We start from the raw sequence: 16047 nt of genomic DNA, 5'->3' as shown, positions 1-16047 counted from the left end.
CGGAAAGCGAAAGCGGATAGACAAAGCCGGAATTGACGAGCTTACCAATCGGGGACCGCACGCGATGTTCGATACCATGACCGTGACGAAGGCAGCCGGCGCGCTGATCGGCGCACTTCTGTTTCTGCTTCTGGCAAACTGGGCGGCTAGCAGCCTTTATCACGTCGGCTCCGCCGGTCACGGCGGGGAAGGGGAAGAACACGCGCAGGCCTATTCCATCCCCGTGCCCGAAAGCGAAGAGGGTGGCGAAGGCGGCGGCGAGGAAGAGCAGATCGATTTTGCCGCATTGATGGAGGCTGCCGATCCCGCCGCCGGGGAAAAGGCATTCGGCAAGTGCAAGGCCTGCCACAAGCTTGACGGCAGCGACGGCGTCGGCCCGCATCTGAACGGCGTGGTGGGGCGCGATGTGGCCTCGGTCGGCGGCTTTGCCTATTCGGACGCGATGATCGCCCATGCCGGAGAGGCGCCGCAATGGACGCCCGAGGCGCTGCAGGAATTCCTGGCCGATCCGAAAGGCGTTGTCAGCGGCACCAAGATGTCCTTTGCCGGCCTGAAAAAGCCCGAGGACCGGGCCGATCTGATCGCCTATCTGCAAAGCGTTCAGTAGGATCATCACGCTTTTACTGTTCAAGGCGCGGCATTGCCCGCGCCTTTTTTGTTGCGCCCGCAGGGTGTGTTCACGAAAACGCGGCTTGATCCCCGGGCGGCTACTCGCCTAGCGTGACGCTCAACCATTCACTGCTGGAGTCCGCCGATGCGCCATTTCGTCCTGATCGCCGCCCTTGCATTGGGAAACGTGACATCCCCGGTTTTGGCGCAGGAGTCGGGCAAGGGCGACGAAAAGATCATCAGGTCGCATGGGATCGGAGTTTTCGACGAATTGAATCTGCCTGCGGATTTCAAGCATCTGCCATATGTAAGCCCCGACGCGCCGAAAGGCGGGGAGATCTCTGAAGCAATCCCGAATGCCTCGGGATTCGACAACTATAATCCGTTCACCTTTCGGGGACGTGGGGCGGTTTTGTCCTCCGTAATGCTGGAACCGATCCTGACCGGCACTGCGGATGAGGTCGGTGCTGCCTATTGCCTGCTTTGCGAAAGCCTTGAATATCCCGAAAGTCGCGATTGGGTGATCTTCAACCTGCGGCCCGAGGTAAAGTTCAGCGACGGCACCCCGCTGACCGCGCATGACGTGCTGTTCAGCTATGAGACATTGCGCGACAAGGGACTGTCATCCTTTCGGGTTGTCATAAAGCAGCAGGTCGCGAAGGCCGAAGTGTTGGATGACCACCGGATCAAGTTCATCTTCACCCCGGACTATCCGCGCCGCGACGTCATCCAGTCGGTTGGCGGGCTGCCGGTGTTCAGCCGTAAGGATTTCTCCGATAACAAGCGTGATCTGGAGCAGCCGATGAGCAAAGCTTTCATCGGGTCGGGTCCCTACATGTTCGACAGTGCCAATCTTGGCCGCAATGTCACCTACCGCCGCAATCCCGATTACTGGGGCAAAGACCTGCCAATCAACATAGGGCGCCATAATTTCGACCGTATCCGCTTTGAGTATTTCTCGGATTACGATGCAGCGTTCGAGGCATTCAAGGCTGGCGAATATACCTTCCGGCGCGAGGTAAGCAGCATCATCTGGGCTACGCGCTATAATTTCCCGACGCTGGAGAATGGCTCGGTCGTCAAGGAAACACTGCCAGACGGGAATATCGCCAATGGGCAGACATGGGTACTGAACCTACGCCGCAAGAACTGGCAGGATATTCGCGTGCGCAAGGCGATCGGGTTGATGTTCAACTTCGAGTGGTCGAATGACGCTTTGTTTTACGGGTTGTACAGCCGCATTAACAGTTTCTGGGAGAACAGCGATCTAGCTGCGACGGGAACGCCTTCGGAAGGCGAGTTGGAACTGCTGGAGCCGCTGGTCAAGGATCTACCGCAAGGGATCCTGACCGATGAGGTGGCAATGCCATCGGTCAGCGGCGAGCGTCAGCTTGACCGTCGCAACATGCGCGAAGCTGCGGCATTGCTGAACGAGGCGGGCTGGACGGTCGGCGAAGACGGGATCCGGCGCAACAGCGAGGGCGAGCCCCTGACGCTGGAAATATTGAACGACAGCCAGACTTTCGACCGCGTCATCAATCCTTTCGTGCAGAATCTGCGTGCCTTGGGGATCGATGCGCGCAATGTCCGGGTGGACAATGCCCAATACGAGAACCGTAAGCGCAGCCATGATTTCGACATGATCTCGGACCATCTGGGGCAAAGTGCGATACCCGGCGCTGGCCTGCAACAATATTTCGGCTCTGCCAATGTCGGAGATGTGTTTAACGTGATGGGGCTGGCCAACCCGGCCATTGATGCTTTGATCAAGCAGGTCGAGCGTGCCGATACGCAAGACGTACTTACCACGCGCACCCATGCTCTGGACCGGGCGCTTCGCAGCCTCCATTTCTGGATCCCGCAATGGTATAACGCCAGCCACCTGGTCGCCTATTACGACCAGTATGGGCGTCCCGAAACCTTGCCGCCATATGATCTGGGAGAGCTGGATTTCTGGTGGTACGACAAGGAGAAGGCCGAGAAACTGCGTAAGGCGGGCGTGCTGCGCTGACGGGCAAATCGCTTGATTTCCGGCGCGGGATTGCCCAGAAGACGTGACAACCGAACAGGACCGCCAAGGTCCGCAATGTCCCAAGGGGCGGGCAGAAGGACAGGCTGATGGGTGCCTATATCCTGCGGCGTTTGCTGCTGATCATCCCCACGCTGATCGGCATCATGCTGGTCAATTTCACGCTGACGCAATTCGTGCCCGGCGGCCCGATTGAACAGATTGCGGCACAGGTGCAGGGCGAGGGCGATGTTTTTGCCAATATCTCCGGCGGTGGCTCCGAGGCCGGTGGCGGTTCCGAGGAACTCTACAAGGGGGCTTATGGCCTGCCTCCCGAGTTCATAGAACAGCTTGAAAAGGAATTCGGTTTCGACAGGCCTCCAGTCGAGCGCTTCCTGATGATGATGGGCAATTACCTGCGCTTCGATTTCGGGGAAAGCTGGTTCTACGGCACCAGCGTGATCGATCTTGTCCTGGACAAATTGCCGGTTTCAATCACGCTTGGCCTTTGGTCCACATTGCTGGGTTATCTGATCTCGATTCCACTCGGGATACGCAAGGCGATCAGGGACGGATCACGTTTCGACAGCTGGACCTCGGGCGTGATCATCATGGGCTATGCGATCCCGGCTTTCCTGTTTGCGGTCCTGCTGATCGTGCTGTTCGCCGGCGGCAGTTACTGGAAGATCTTCCCACTGCGCTTTCTGACCAGCGAGAATTTCGCCGATCTGTCCACCTGGGGCAAGATCAAGGACTATGCATGGCATGCGGCCTTGCCGGTGATCGCGACCTCGATCTCGGCCTTCGCGACACTGACGCTCCTGACCAAGAACAGCTTTCTGGACGAGATCAACAAGCAATATGCCATGACCGCCCGTGCCAAGGGCCTGACCGAGCGGCGGGTGCTTTACGGGCACGTCTTTCGCAACGCGATGTTGATCGTGATCGCCGGATTTCCGGCGACTTTCCTGGGGGCGTTTTTCGGTTCCTCGATCCTGATCGAGAATATCTTCACGCTGGACGGGCTCGGGCTGCTTGGTTTCGAGGCGGCGGTCAAACGCGACTACCCGCTCATATTCGGCACGCTTTACGTGTTCGGCCTGCTTAGCCTGATCGTCGGCATCCTGTCCGACCTGACCTATGTCCTGGTCGATCCTCGGATCGACTTCGAATCGAGGGATGGCTGATGGCATTGTCGGAACTGAACCGCCGCCGGCTGCGCAATTTCCGCCGCAATGGCCGGGCCTTCTGGTCACTGGTGATCTTTTCGGTGCTGTTCGTCGTGGCGATGTGCGCCGAGTTCGTTGCCAATGACCGGCCCATCGTGGTGAGCTACCGGGGCGAACTGTATTGGCCGGTGACGCAATTCTATCCCGAAAGCACCTTCGGCAGCGATTTCCAGACCGAGGCGATCTATAGCGATCCGGCGGTGCAATGCCTGATCGTGACCGGTGGGCGCGAGGCCTGCTGGGACGATCCCGAAGGCATGATCGCGGCGGTGAAATCGGGTAGCAGCGATATTCCCGAGGCCGAGCAGGGCTGGATGATCTGGCCGCCGATTCCCTATCACTACAGGACGATCAACGATGTCGGCACCGTGCCGAGCGCGCCGGACGGCAACCATCTGCTGGGAACCGATGACACTTCCCGTGATGTTCTGGCGCGGGTGATCTATGGCTTCCGGACCTCGATCCTGTTCACGCTGATCGTGACGGTGATCGCTTCAAGCCTCGGCATCGCGGCCGGAGCCATACAGGGCTATTTCGGCGGCCGCACCGACCTGATCTTTCAACGGTTGCTGGAGATATGGGCCTCGACGCCGGGGCTTTACGTCATCATCATCCTGTTCGCGATCCTCGGGCGAAGTTTCTGGCTGCTGGTCTTTGTCACCATCATCTTCGGCTGGCCCGCGCTGGTCGGTGTTGTGCGGGCAGAATTCCTGCGGGCGCGGAACTTCGAATATGTCCGCGCGGCGCGCGCGCTTGGCGTTTCCGACCGCAAGATCATGTTCCGCCATATCCTGCCCAATGCCATGGTCGCCACGCTGACCATGCTGCCCTTCGTCGTGACCGGCACGATCAGCGGCCTTGCCGCGCTGGACTATCTCGGCTACGGGCTGCCCGCCTCGGCCCCCTCGCTCGGGGAACTGGCTCTGCAGGCCAAGCAGAACCTGCAGGCACCATGGCTGGCCTTTACCGCCTTTTTCACCTTTACCGTCATGCTGTCGCTCCTCGTCTTCATCTTCGAGGGCGTGCGGGATGCGTTCGACCCCCGGAAGACCTTCAAATGAGTGCTGCCACGGAAACCCTCATGTCCCCTGCGCAATCCACGGCGCATCCGTCCGACGCGGTGCTGAGCGTGCGTGATCTGCGCATCGGCTTTCGGCAGGAGGGGCAACTTGTGCCCGCCGTGAAGGGCGTCAGCTTTCACATCAAGCGGGGCGAAACCGTGGCTCTGGTCGGCGAATCCGGTTCGGGCAAGTCGGTGACGGCGCTGTCCACGGTGCGGCTTCTGGGGGATGCCGCAGAGGTCGGTGGCTCGGTTCACTATGAGGGGCGCGAGTTGATCAATGCTCCGGACAAGGTTCTGCGAGATATCCGGGGCAACGATATCAGCTTCATCTTCCAGGAGCCGATGACCTCGCTGAACCCGTTGCACACGCTGGAAAAACAGCTTTCCGAAAGCGTCAGGCTGCACCAGGGACTGACCGGAGCCAAGGCGCGGGCGCGGGTGGTGGAGCTGCTTAACCGCGTCGGCATCCGTGACCCCGAGTCGCGCCTGGCCGATTACCCGCACCAGCTTTCGGGCGGGCAGCGGCAGCGGGTGATGATCGCCATGGCACTGGCCAACGGACCGGAACTGCTTATCGCTGACGAGCCGACGACGGCGCTGGACGTGACGATCCAGGCGCAGATCCTCGACCTGCTGGCGGAGCTGAAACAGGCCGAGGGGTTGAGCCTGCTTTTCATCAGCCATGACCTTGGCATCGTGCGCCGTATCGCCGACCGGGTCTGCGTCATGAAGGATGGCGAGATCGTCGAGCAGGGACCGGTCGAGTCGATCTTTGCCGATCCGCAGCATGACTATACCAGAAAGCTGCTGGCAGCCGAGCCCGCCGGTGTCGCCGGTCCGGTCGCAAGCGATGCGCAAGTGATGGTCGAGGCAAAGGACCTGAAGGTCTGGTTCCCGATCCAGCGCGGGCTGCTGCGCCGCACGGTGGGGCATGTAAAGGCCGTGAACGGCGCGACGCTGACGGTCCGCTCGGGCGAGACCCTGGGCGTGGTCGGAGAATCGGGCAGCGGCAAGACAACGCTGGCGCTGGCCATCATGCGGCTGATCGAAAGCGATGGCCCGATCCTGTTCATGGGGCAGGATATCGCGGCTTGGGACGGCAGGCGCCTCCGGCCTTTGCGGCGCGACATGCAGATCGTCTTCCAGGATCCCTATGGCAGCCTCTCGCCGCGGATGACGATCGAGCAGATCATCGCCGAGGGATTGGGCGTGCACGGGGTGGAGCCGGGCCGGGACCGCCGCGAAATGGTCGCCGAAATCATGGTCGAGGTGGGGTTGAACCCTGACATGATGCACCGGTATCCCCATGAGTTCAGCGGTGGGCAGCGGCAACGCATTGCCATCGCCCGGGCCATGATCCTGCGGCCCAAGGTGGTCGTTCTGGACGAGCCGACATCGGCGCTGGACATGACGGTGCAGGTTCAGATCGTGGATCTGCTGCGTGAGTTGCAGCGGAAATACGGGCTTGCCTTCCTGTTCATCAGCCACGACCTGCGCGTGGTTCGCGCCATGTCGCACCAGATCATGGTGATGCGCGCCGGAGAGGTGGTCGAACAAGGTGCCGCCAGCGATATTTTCGAGCGCCCGAAAAGCGACTATACCCGGACCTTGCTGAAAGCCGCCTTCCCGGATCGCGATTGATGAAGATACTCTTCATACACCAGAATTTTCCCGGTCAGTTCCCCCACCTTGCCCCCGCGCTGGCCAGTCGCGGACATGAGGTCCTGGCGCTGACCGATGCGGACAACAAGAATCCTTCACCGGTCAACACGGTCCGCTACAGGAAGCCGAAGAAGATCGAGAGCGATGGCATCCTCGGGCGCAGCTATTCGACCCATGCCGAACGCGGGCTGATGGCCGCGCGCGGGGCGCGGGCACTGCGCGACGATCATGGCTTCACGCCGGATGTCATCATCGGGCATTCGGGCTGGGGCGAGACGCTGTTCCTGCGCGAGATCTGGCCCGAGGCGAAACTGCTCATCTATGCCGAACTGATGTATCGCACCGAAGGGGCGGATGTCGGTTTCGATCCCGAATTCGCGCCGGACAGTCTGGAGGCCCGCTTCATGACCGTGGCGCGTTCGGCGCATCTGATCCAGGGGATCGTGCAGGCGGATGCGGCCATTGCGCCCACGCATTACCAGGCCGACAGCTTTCCGCCCGAATTGCGGCAGAAGATCACCGTGATCCATGACGGCATCAACACGCAGCGTGCCCGCCCCGATCCTGACGCAAGCCTGACATTGCCCAATGGCAGGGAACTGAAGGCCGGGGACGAGGTGCTCAGCTTTGTCTCGCGCTCGCTGGAACCCTATCGCGGTTTTCACGTCTTCATGCGCGCATTGCCCGACGTGCTGGCCGCCCGCCCTGAGGCGCAGGTGGTGCTGGTGGGCGGCGACGGGGTCAGCTATGGCAAGGCACCGGGTGACGGACGAAGCTGGAAAGAGGTCATGCTGGCCGAACTGGGCGACCGGCTCGACCCTGACCGGGTGCATTTTGTCGGGCGGCTGCCTTACGGGCAATATATGTCGCTGATCCAGCTTGCCCGCGTGCATTGCTATCTGACCTATCCGTTCGTCCTGTCCTGGTCGCTGACCGAGGCGATGTCCGCCGGGGCCTATATCGTCGCCTCGGATACCGACCCGGTGCGCGAACTGATCCGCGACGGCGAGAACGGGCGGCTGGTGCCGTTCTTTGACGTGCCGGCGCTGTCTTCGGCCCTGGTCCGCGGTCTGGAGGGCGATCCGGAGGGCGAAGCCCTGCGCCGCGCGGCCCGGCAGACCATCCGCGATGGCTATGATCTGCAGCTTCAAAGCTTGCCCCGGCAAATCGAGTGGGTGGAAAGCTTTGATCCGATGCGCTAAACCCTGCCGGCTGGCAGATGAGGCAAATCATGGTCGAGATCAGGTTGACGAATACCCGCACGCGGAAGAAGGAAATCTTCACGCCGCTGGATGACCGGAATATCCGCCTCTATCTCTGTGGGCCGACGGTTTATGACCGGGCGCATCTGGGCAATGCGCGGCCGGTGCTGGTGTTCGACGTGCTGGTGCGGCTGCTGCGGCATGTCTATGGCGCAGGCCATGTGACCTATGTGCGCAACTTCACCGATGTCGAGGACAAGATCAACGACCGTGCCGCGGAAACCGGCCGGACGATCCGCGACATCACCGAAGAGACGATTCAGTGGTATCACGACGACATGGATGCGCTTGGCGCTGACCGTCCGGATCACGAGCCCCGCGCGACCGATTACATCACGCAGATGGTGGCGATGATCGAAACCCTGATCGCGCGCCGCCACGCCTATGTGGCCGAGGGGCATGTGCTGTTCGACGTGCGCTCCTTTCCGGAATACGGGCGGCTGTCCGGGCGCTCTGTCGATGACATGATCGCTGGTGCGCGGGTCGAGGTGGCGCCGTTCAAACGCGACTCGATGGATTTCGTGCTGTGGAAACCGTCGGATGCCGATACGCCGGGTTGGGACAGTCCCTGGGGTCGCGGGCGTCCGGGCTGGCATATCGAGTGCTCGGCCATGTCGGCGGCGCTGCTGGGGCCGTCATTCGACATCCATGGCGGCGGCATCGACCTGCAATTCCCGCATCACGAAAACGAGGTCGCGCAAAGCTGCTGCGCCCATCCCGATGGCGATTTCGCGCGTGTCTGGCTGCATAACGAGATGCTGCAGGTCGAGGGCAAGAAGATGTCCAAATCCCTGGGCAATTTCTTTACCGTGCGCGATCTGCTGGATCGCGGCGTGCCGGGCGAGGTGATCCGCTTCGTCATGCTCTCGACCCATTACCGCAAGCCGATGGACTGGACGGAAACCAAGGCGCAAGAGGCCGAAGCGGTGCTTCGGCGCTGGCGCGGGCTTGTCGCGGGTATCGAGCCCGCATCAAGCCCCGCGCCCGCCGTTATCGATGCGCTTGCCGACGATCTGAACACGGCAGGCGCCATCGCGGTGCTGCACGAGTTGGCCGGGCAGGGAGATGCGTCTGCCCTGTTGGCCTCGGCCTATATGTTGGGGCTGTTGCTGCCGCAGATGGGGGCATGGGCCGAGGCGGGCGAGGATGCGGCCATGCTGATCGAGGCGCTGCTGGCCGCGCGGGCCGAGGCCCGCAAGGCGCGCGATTTCGGGCGGGCCGATGCGATCCGCGACGGCTTCAAGGCGGCGGGAGTCGAGGTCAAGGATACGGCGCAGGGCGCGGAATGGTCGCTGACGGCGGGTTATGACGCGGCGAAACTGTCCGAGCTTGCCCGCTCGGTCGGCGCGTGACACTGCAAGCCTGCACCGAGGCCCTGCGCGAGCACGATCCCGACCGTTTCGGGGCGGTGCTGACGGCCGCTCCGGAAGATCGTCCGGCGCTGATCACGCTTTATGCGCTGAATCTCGAAATTGCCCGGACGCCGTTCCAATCCGCCGAGCCCATGCTGGCGGAGATGCGCCTGCAATGGTGGATCGACCGGCTGGCCGAGATGGGGGACGGCACCGCTCCGCCCCTGCATGACGTGTTGACACCGCTTTGGGATGCGTGGGGCGCGCGGGCCGGTGATCTGGCAGCATTGGCCGAGGCGCGGCGGCGGGATTGCGAGCGGCAGGCATTCTCGTCGCCGGCGCAGGTCGTCAGCTATGTCCAAGAGACGGCGGGGGCATTGATGTGGCAAGCGGCCTTGAGACTCGGGGTCCCGGAAAGCGCGCGCGAGGTCGTGGCGGATCAGGCGCTCGGGGCGGGATTGGCCGCATGGCTGCGGGCGCTGCCGCAATTGCAATCGTTGGGGCTGGGTCTCGCCGGGGCGCAAGAAAGTGATGCGCGGGAACTGGCCGGGCTGGGCCGCGACGCGTTGCGCCGGGCCGCACGCAGTCGCCGTGTCATCACTAGATCGGCGGCGGCGGCACTCTATCCTGGCCCCCGCGCGGCGATGTTTCTGACCCTGGCTGCGGATGGAAAGATTAATTGTTTCAGCCATAACATTGAAATAACGCCATTTCAGCGCCGTGCATCATTGGCGTGGCTGGCGCTGACCGGGCGCTGGTGGCGCTGACCGGGACCGGCGGGAAAGATCCTCAATCCGCCATTAAATGCGGCAAGGGTTGACAATGATCCGGCACGGTCCACGGTAGATAGCAGGAGGTATTTGCCTGTTTGAGCAGGTCCGGTCATGAAACATGATTATCCACATGGGAATATGGTCAGATATGGCAAGATCCCCCTGACCTGGCTTCTCAGGCTGGAAAAGCTGTTCTCGACGCCAGGGCTCCTGACGGCCACGCTTTTCTTTGCGGCTTCGCTGACCCCCAGCCTGATTCCCCGCACATATCTGATGCAGGGGGTTCTTTCGGGTGTCTCGTTATCCGTCGGCTACGCGGCGGGGGTCCTGGGGCAATGGCTCTGGGCCTATCTCGAACTCCCCGAGCCCCGCCAGCTTGTCGAGGCGGTCATCACACTGGTCGCCACGGTGATATGTGCAATCATTGCCCTGGTTTTTCTGGCGCGCGCCTCGGAATGGCAGGATTCCATCCGGATCATGATGGAGATGGAGCCGGTCAACAATGCGCGCCCCTTTGCGGTCGGCGCGGTCGCCATCGCGGTTTTCATGATCCTGCACGCGTTTGGCGTGTTGTTTCGGCTGACGATCCATGTTTCGTCCAACTGGCTCAAGCGCCGTATCCCGAGACGGATCTCGAACCTGATCGGCCTGATGCTGGCCGTTGCTATTTTCTGGTCGCTGATCAATGGCGTCCTGGTCAAATACGGGATGCGGCTGGCGAACGCGTCCTATCAGAAATTCGATGCATTGGTGGAAAGCAATGTAAGCGCACCGGTCAATCCGGTCCGAACCGGAAGCGCGGAATCCCTGCTCGATTGGGACGAGTTGGGAAGGGCCGGCCGGCAATTCGTTTCCTGGGGGCCGAGACGCGCGAATCTGAGCACGTTTTTCAGCGGCGAGGAGACGCTTGACCCGATACGGGTCTATGTCGGACTGAATTCCGCCGACACGGTCGAGGAGCGTGCGGAACTGGCGCTGCAGGAACTCAGGCGCGTGGGGGCATTCGAGCGTTCGGTTCTCGTCATCGCCACGCCGACCGGGACCGGGATGGTCGATGAGGCGGCGATCAATCCGCTCGAATATCTTCACCGCGGCGATGTCGCGACGGTCGCGGTCCAGTATTCCTATCTCGCAAGTTGGCTGTCGCTGCTGGTGGAGCCCGATTACGGCAAGGAAACCGCCCAGATACTGTTCGACAAGATCTATACCTACTGGACTGAATTGCCCAAGGATGACCGCCCGAAGCTTTACCTCTATGGCCTGAGCCTCGGGGCGCTGAACTCCCAGCTATCGGCGGATATCTACGACGTCGTCGGAGATCCGTTCCAAGGCGCCTTGTGGGCCGGGACGCCTTTTGCCAGCGAGCGGTGGCAAAACATCACCATGAACCGCAAGCCGACCTCTCCGGCATGGCTGCCGATTTTCAGGGAGGGTTCCGTCATACGCTTCATGAACCAGTGGAATACGCTGGATCTGCCGGATGCCCATTGGGGACCTATTCGCTATGTCTACCTGCAATATGCCAGCGATCCCGTGACTTTCTTCGATCCCGAGGCGCTCTACCGCGAGCCCGCATGGATGGATTATCCGCGCGGTCCCGATGTCTCGCACGAGTTGCGCTGGTATCCGATCGTGACGCTCTTTCAACTGACTGTCGATATGGCGGCGGCGGTGAAGGTTCCCCTTGGCTACGGCCACCGCTATGCGCCCGAGAACTATATCGATGCCTGGGTGGCGGTAACGGCGCCAAAGGGCTGGTCGGACGAAGAGATCGAGCGGTTGAAGGCGATTTACGAACATTGGAAATGAGCGCGGATAACCCATGCTGGCCGGTGATCGCACGGCGGGTGCCTGACCTTCGGGTCAACTTGCCTTCTTAAACAAGGCCCTGCCGACCCCCATCTGATAGCCATGAGAATGGTACATGAAGTGGAGGTCTGTCCCATGATGTATTCTACAATCCTGGCTGCCACCGCTGCTACCCTCGCCCTGGCCGTTCCCCCGGCCACAGCGTTCGTTGCTTCGCGGTTTGACATGCAGAATGCAGCCGAGGCGTTTGCGGAGCACGGCGTCTATCGGGCTGCTGCCTATAAATGCGATGGAGTCGCGACAAATCCCGCGGCGGATGCCAAGATCGATGAGTTGTGGTGGTCCCTGAAAGCCAGCGCCGCTCCCGAGGCATATGCGCTTATCGCTTCGGCAGAGGCGGGCGCGGATTCCGCGGTCGAACAGATGCTGGATCGCATTCCCTACAACGATCCCGGCTTCTGCGCGGGCCTTGTTGCCGCCAGCAATGGCTGGCTGGTGGAGGTCGGTCGTTAGGATTCCGGGCGATCGCGGTCGCGCGGGCGATATGCCTGATATGCGGTTCGCGGCCGGATATGTCCGGCTGAAGCGGTCTTATTTCCGGTTGGGCGTCGCATAGGCGCCGAACTTGCTGGTGCCCAGTCCGGACCCCACCAGCGCTTCGGCGAATTTCGTGGCAACGGTGACGCCGTCGATGACCGGAACCCCGGTTTCCCGGCTAAGCCATTCCGTCAGGTCGGACATGCCTGCGCAGCCCAATACCACCGCCTCGCAGCCGTCTTCCTCGACGGCGCGGCGGATTTCGTCGCGAACGAGGCGGCGGGTATTCGAGCCGTGCTCTTCCAGGGCCAGCACCGGGATCTCTGCCGAACGCACGCGGCGGCAAAGATGCGCAAGACCGTATTCACGCACCAGCGCCTCGATGATGGGCACCGAGCGGGGCAGGGTGGTCACGATGGAGAATGAGGTGGCGATCATGCTGGCCGCCTTTATCCCCGCCTCGCAGATCCCCAGAACCGGACCGGTCGCGATCTCGCGGCAGGCGCCGATGGCAGGGTCGTCGAAACAGGCGACCACGATAGCGTCCGCACCGGCTGTCTCGGCCTCCCGGACCTCGCGCAGCAGATGGGCGGCACACATCACCTCGTCGAAATGCCCCTCGATACTGGCTGGGGCGCCGTGAGCCGTGCGGCCCTCGATCTCGATGCCATGTCCCGCCACGGCCCTGGCCGAGGCGATGATCTTGTCTGTCATCGATTGGGTGGAGTTGGGATTAATGACAACCAGTTTCATGCGTGGCTCCTCGAGTCACTTCATTGACAACAATAATTGTGAACAATCAAGAAAAATCATATCACCCTTGATGGCTGTCATCTCCGCGTAATTCCGGATTGTAATTTTATTCTTTAAAATTCAATTATATAAATAGAAATCACGAAGATCCGGGTTGTTCCGAGCATGCAATTCTCTTCACTGCCAACATAAATTGTGAACAAAAAGATTGACAATACCTCTGATCGCTTCATTCTGGAGACGCTGAATCGGAGGGTGGGCAGATGACGCGCCTTGCCGAGTGACGGGTGAAAAGACGAGACCGGGCGATCCTTCCGGAGAAGCAGGACGCCTGAAACAGTTCAACATGGGAGTTGACAGATGAAACCGATACAAGCCGGATTGCTGGCCACGGCAGCGTTGATGACAGCCGTCTCGGCGCAGGCGGAAACACTGCGTTGGGGATCGGCGCGGGACATATATTCGCTGGACCCGTATTCCTATGGCGACAGCTATACCATCGCCTTCATGAACCATGTCTACGAGGCACTGGTCCGCTATGACGAGAATCTGGAGATCGAGGGCGCGCTGGCGACGGAATGGGAAACCGTTTCTCCCTCGGTCTGGCGCTTCCATTTGCGCGAAGGGGTCAAGTTCCAGGATGGCGCCGAGTTCACCGCCGATGACGTCATCGCCTCGCTGACCCGTGTCAGCGATCCGGCCTCGCCGCTGAAGGGCAATCTGCCGGCCTATAAATCCGCGACCAAGGTCGATGATTACACGGTCGATATCGAATTGACCGGCCCATATCCGCTGTTGCTGAACGACCTGACCAATATCCTGATCTTCGATGCGGGCTGGCTGAAGGACAACAATGCCGAGAAGCCGAGCGATGCTGCGGCCGGTGTCGAGAATTACGCAACCAACAATGCCAACGGAACCGGACCTTTCAGTGTCGAAAGCCGCACGCCGGACGCCAAGACCGTCCTGGTGCGCAACGATGGGTGGTGGGACGAGCCGCGCCATAATATCGACCGGATCGAGTTCACGCCCATCACCTCGGCCCCGACGCGCGTGGCGGCGCTGCTGTCGGGCGAGATCAATTTCACCGAGGAAGCGCCGGTCCAGGATCTGGAGCGCCTGGCAGCGGCACCCGGCGTGACATTGATGGAAACACCAAGCCTGCGGACGATCATGTTCGGCTTCAACCGCAAGCCGAAGCTCGAGGATGGCCGTGACAATCCATTCAACGACCTGCGCGTGCGGCAAGCCTTCGATGTCGCGATAGATCGGGACCTGCTGGCCAAGCGCGTGTTCCGTGGCAAGTCGCGCGCCTCGGGTTCGATGGTCGCGCCCGAGATCCCGGGCTATGCCGAGGCGCTGGACGCCTATCCCGCCGCCGATCCCGAAAAGGCCCGCGCCCTGTTGGCCGAGGCTGGGCATGAGGGGCTGGAATTCAGCCTTGTCTGCACCAATGACGCCTATGTGAATGACGAGGAATTGTGCCGCGCTGTGGTGTCGATGCTCAGCCGTGCGGGTTTCAACCCGACACTGGATTCGGCGCCGCAGGCGCTGCAAACCCCCAAGCGCGCCGGTGGCAAGGCGGATGTCTATATCATCGGTTGGGCGACCCTGCCGATGATGGATGCCTATTCCCTTCTGCAGCAGATCATCCATACCAAGAGCGAGATCTGGGGGGTGTTCAACTGGGGCGAGTGGTCCTATCCCGAGATCGACAAGCTGATCGAACAGGCTTCGACGGAAATGGACCGCGACAAGCGGCTGGCGCTCGAGACAGAGGCGCTGCAGATGGCCAAGGACGAGTTGGTGATGCTGCCGCTTTACCAGCAGCCCATGGCCTGGGCCATGTCTGAAGAGGTCGAGTCGGTGATGCAGAAGCCGGACAACAAGGCCCGTCACTGGCTGACCAGGCTGGCCGAGTGACTTGTCGGGCGGCATGATCCCTTGGGGCACATGCCGCGAAACCCGTCGGACCGGAATGCTCCGGTCCGCAATATCCCGGACACGAGTAGGCACTGATGCTGGTCTTCATCCTAAAGCGTCTCGTCAATGCGGTTTTCGTCATGATGGCCGTGGCGTTCCTGGCCTTCGCGATCTTTCAGGTCGCGGGCGATCCGGTCGAGATGCTGGCCAATGAACAGATGTCGCAGGTCGACCGCGACGCCCTGCGCGACCGAATGGGGCTCAATGATCCCATGCCGGTGCAGTTCATGCGCTTTGTCGGCAATGCCATGCAGGGCGATTTCGGCATGTCCTATCGCAACAATCAGGACGTGATCGGACTGATCGCAGAGCGCTTTCCGGCGACCATGGAACTGGTGCTGGTCGCCACGCTGATTTCGCTTGTGGTGGGTATCCCGTTGGGGATCCTGACGGCGATCGGGCGCGGGCGATGGTATGCAGAGGGGCTGCAATTCCTTTCGATCATCGGGGTTTCGCTGCCGAGCTTCGTCGTCGGCATCATGCTCATCCTCGTCTTTTCGGTCATCCTTGGCTGGTCGCCCTCGTTCGGGCGTGGCGAGGTGGTCGATTTCGGATGGTGGAGCACCGGATTGCTGACCCCCTCGGGACGCGCCGCGCTGGTGCTGCCGGCGATATCGCTGTCGCTTTACCAGATCACGCTGATCATGCGCCTGGTCCGGGCCGAGATGCTCGAGGTGCTGCGCACCGATTTCATCAAATTCGCGCGGGCGCGGGGGATACCGCGTCACCGGATCTGGTTCCGCCATGCGCTGCGCAACTGCCTGATGCCGGTCGTCACCATGACGGCGATGAATGTGGGGGCACTGATCGCCTTTGCGCTGATCACCGAGACGGTGTTCCAGTGGCCGGGCATGGGCATGCTGTTCATCCAGGCGGTGACCTTCCTCGATTTCCCCGTGATGGCCGCCTATCTGGTCATCATATCCTTCATTTTCGTAGTGCTGAACACGATGGTCGATATCAGCTATGCGATCATCGATCCGCGCCTGCGCAGCGCAAGGTAAGGC

The 16047-nt window shown here is 61.3% G+C and carries 13 protein-coding genes; 12 read left to right on the top strand and 1 reads right to left on the bottom strand.

All coding sequences use genetic code 11. The annotated features are described in order from the left end of the window. Window positions 1-64: 64 nt before the first annotated feature. The 10 genes from C9E81_RS15130 to C9E81_RS15085 all read left to right on the top strand — a co-directional run bounded on the left by C9E81_RS15130 (window position 65) and on the right by C9E81_RS15085 (window position 12280). Entirely contained in the window at window positions 65-607 is a 543-nt protein-coding gene (locus tag C9E81_RS15130; protein ID WP_122113205.1) for a c-type cytochrome, read from the top strand. A 147-nt stretch (window positions 608-754) separates the two neighbouring features. Continuing rightward, window positions 755-2620: an extracellular solute-binding protein gene (locus tag C9E81_RS15125; protein ID WP_122113204.1), complete on the top strand. Its 1866-nt coding sequence runs from the start codon at window positions 755-757 to the stop codon at window positions 2618-2620. Window positions 2621-2727: 107 nt separating this feature from the next. Then, the gene (locus tag C9E81_RS15120) at window positions 2728-3804 is read left to right on the top strand and encodes a microcin C ABC transporter permease YejB (RefSeq protein WP_122113203.1); all 1077 of its coding nucleotides are present in this window, start codon (window positions 2728-2730) and stop codon (window positions 3802-3804) included. Further along, window positions 3804-4907 carry an ABC transporter permease gene (locus C9E81_RS15115; RefSeq protein WP_122113202.1) on the top strand — a complete coding sequence of 368 codons (1104 nt, stop codon included), beginning with the start codon at window positions 3804-3806 and terminating at the stop codon, window positions 4905-4907. Before C9E81_RS15120 ends, C9E81_RS15115 begins: the two co-directional genes overlap by 1 nt. 20 nt (window positions 4908-4927) lie before the next feature. Continuing rightward, entirely contained in the window at window positions 4928-6550 is a 1623-nt protein-coding gene (locus C9E81_RS15110) for an ABC transporter ATP-binding protein (protein ID WP_122113201.1), read from the top strand. After that, on the top strand, window positions 6550-7773 hold the full coding sequence (locus C9E81_RS15105; RefSeq protein ID WP_122113200.1) for a glycosyltransferase: 1224 nt from the start codon (window positions 6550-6552) through the stop codon (window positions 7771-7773). The genes C9E81_RS15110 and C9E81_RS15105 overlap by 1 nt, the downstream gene beginning before the upstream one ends. A gap of 29 nt (window positions 7774-7802) precedes the next feature. After that, the gene (cysS, locus tag C9E81_RS15100; RefSeq protein WP_122113199.1) at window positions 7803-9185 is read left to right on the top strand and encodes a cysteine--tRNA ligase; all 1383 of its coding nucleotides are present in this window, start codon (window positions 7803-7805) and stop codon (window positions 9183-9185) included. Then, the gene (locus tag C9E81_RS15095) at window positions 9182-9952 is read left to right on the top strand and encodes a squalene/phytoene synthase family protein (RefSeq protein ID WP_122113198.1); all 771 of its coding nucleotides are present in this window, start codon (window positions 9182-9184) and stop codon (window positions 9950-9952) included. Before cysS ends, C9E81_RS15095 begins: the two co-directional genes overlap by 4 nt. Window positions 9953-10069: 117 nt before the next feature. Next, the gene (locus C9E81_RS15090; protein WP_208021194.1) at window positions 10070-11767 is read left to right on the top strand and encodes an alpha/beta hydrolase; all 1698 of its coding nucleotides are present in this window, start codon (window positions 10070-10072) and stop codon (window positions 11765-11767) included. A 135-nt stretch (window positions 11768-11902) separates the two neighbouring features. Further along, window positions 11903-12280, top strand: coding sequence for a hypothetical protein (locus C9E81_RS15085; protein ID WP_147457605.1), 378 nt, complete (start codon window positions 11903-11905; stop codon window positions 12278-12280). Window positions 12281-12358: 78 nt separating this feature from the next. On the opposite strand, the gene C9E81_RS15080 is transcribed toward C9E81_RS15085, so the two are convergent. Then, window positions 12359-13057: an aspartate/glutamate racemase family protein gene (locus tag C9E81_RS15080; RefSeq protein WP_122113196.1), complete on the bottom strand. Its 699-nt coding sequence runs from the start codon at window positions 13055-13057 to the stop codon at window positions 12359-12361. A gap of 360 nt (window positions 13058-13417) precedes the next feature. Here C9E81_RS15080 and C9E81_RS15075 point away from each other — a divergent pair, with 360 nt between their 5' ends. Both C9E81_RS15075 and C9E81_RS15070 read left to right on the top strand, forming a co-directional pair. Further along, window positions 13418-14980: an ABC transporter substrate-binding protein gene (locus C9E81_RS15075; RefSeq protein WP_122113195.1), complete on the top strand. Its 1563-nt coding sequence runs from the start codon at window positions 13418-13420 to the stop codon at window positions 14978-14980. A 95-nt stretch (window positions 14981-15075) separates the two neighbouring features. Further along, window positions 15076-16044, top strand: coding sequence for an ABC transporter permease (locus C9E81_RS15070; protein ID WP_122113194.1), 969 nt, complete (start codon window positions 15076-15078; stop codon window positions 16042-16044). Window positions 16045-16047 lie beyond the last annotated feature (3 nt).

Source organism: Paracoccus alkanivorans (assembly GCF_003697785.1).
Taxonomy (GTDB): Bacteria; Pseudomonadota; Alphaproteobacteria; order Rhodobacterales; family Rhodobacteraceae; genus Paracoccus; species Paracoccus alkanivorans.
Note: the sequence above shows the minus strand (reverse complement) of the source record. Positions and strands in the feature narration are given on the sequence as shown.

Excerpts from the sequence above, each read along its gene's own strand:
- C9E81_RS15130 (WP_122113205.1), top strand. The coding sequence starts at position 65 with ATGTTCGATACCATGACCGTGACGAAGGCAGCCGGCGCGCTGATCGGC.
- C9E81_RS15125 (WP_122113204.1), top strand. The coding sequence starts at position 755 with ATGCGCCATTTCGTCCTGATCGCCGCCCTTGCATTGGGAAACGTGACA.
- C9E81_RS15120 (WP_122113203.1), top strand. The coding sequence starts at position 2,728 with ATGGGTGCCTATATCCTGCGGCGTTTGCTGCTGATCATCCCCACGCTG.
- C9E81_RS15115 (WP_122113202.1), top strand. The coding sequence starts at position 3,804 with ATGGCATTGTCGGAACTGAACCGCCGCCGGCTGCGCAATTTCCGCCGC.
- C9E81_RS15110 (WP_122113201.1), top strand. The coding sequence starts at position 4,928 with ATGTCCCCTGCGCAATCCACGGCGCATCCGTCCGACGCGGTGCTGAGC.
- C9E81_RS15105 (WP_122113200.1), top strand. The coding sequence starts at position 6,550 with ATGAAGATACTCTTCATACACCAGAATTTTCCCGGTCAGTTCCCCCAC.
- cysS (WP_122113199.1), top strand. The coding sequence starts at position 7,803 with ATGGTCGAGATCAGGTTGACGAATACCCGCACGCGGAAGAAGGAAATC.
- C9E81_RS15090 (WP_208021194.1), top strand. The coding sequence starts at position 10,070 with ATGAAACATGATTATCCACATGGGAATATGGTCAGATATGGCAAGATC.
- C9E81_RS15085 (WP_147457605.1), top strand. The coding sequence starts at position 11,903 with ATGATGTATTCTACAATCCTGGCTGCCACCGCTGCTACCCTCGCCCTG.
- C9E81_RS15080 (WP_122113196.1), bottom strand. The coding sequence starts at position 13,057 with ATGAAACTGGTTGTCATTAATCCCAACTCCACCCAATCGATGACAGAC.
- C9E81_RS15075 (WP_122113195.1), top strand. The coding sequence starts at position 13,418 with ATGAAACCGATACAAGCCGGATTGCTGGCCACGGCAGCGTTGATGACA.
- C9E81_RS15070 (WP_122113194.1), top strand. The coding sequence starts at position 15,076 with ATGCTGGTCTTCATCCTAAAGCGTCTCGTCAATGCGGTTTTCGTCATG.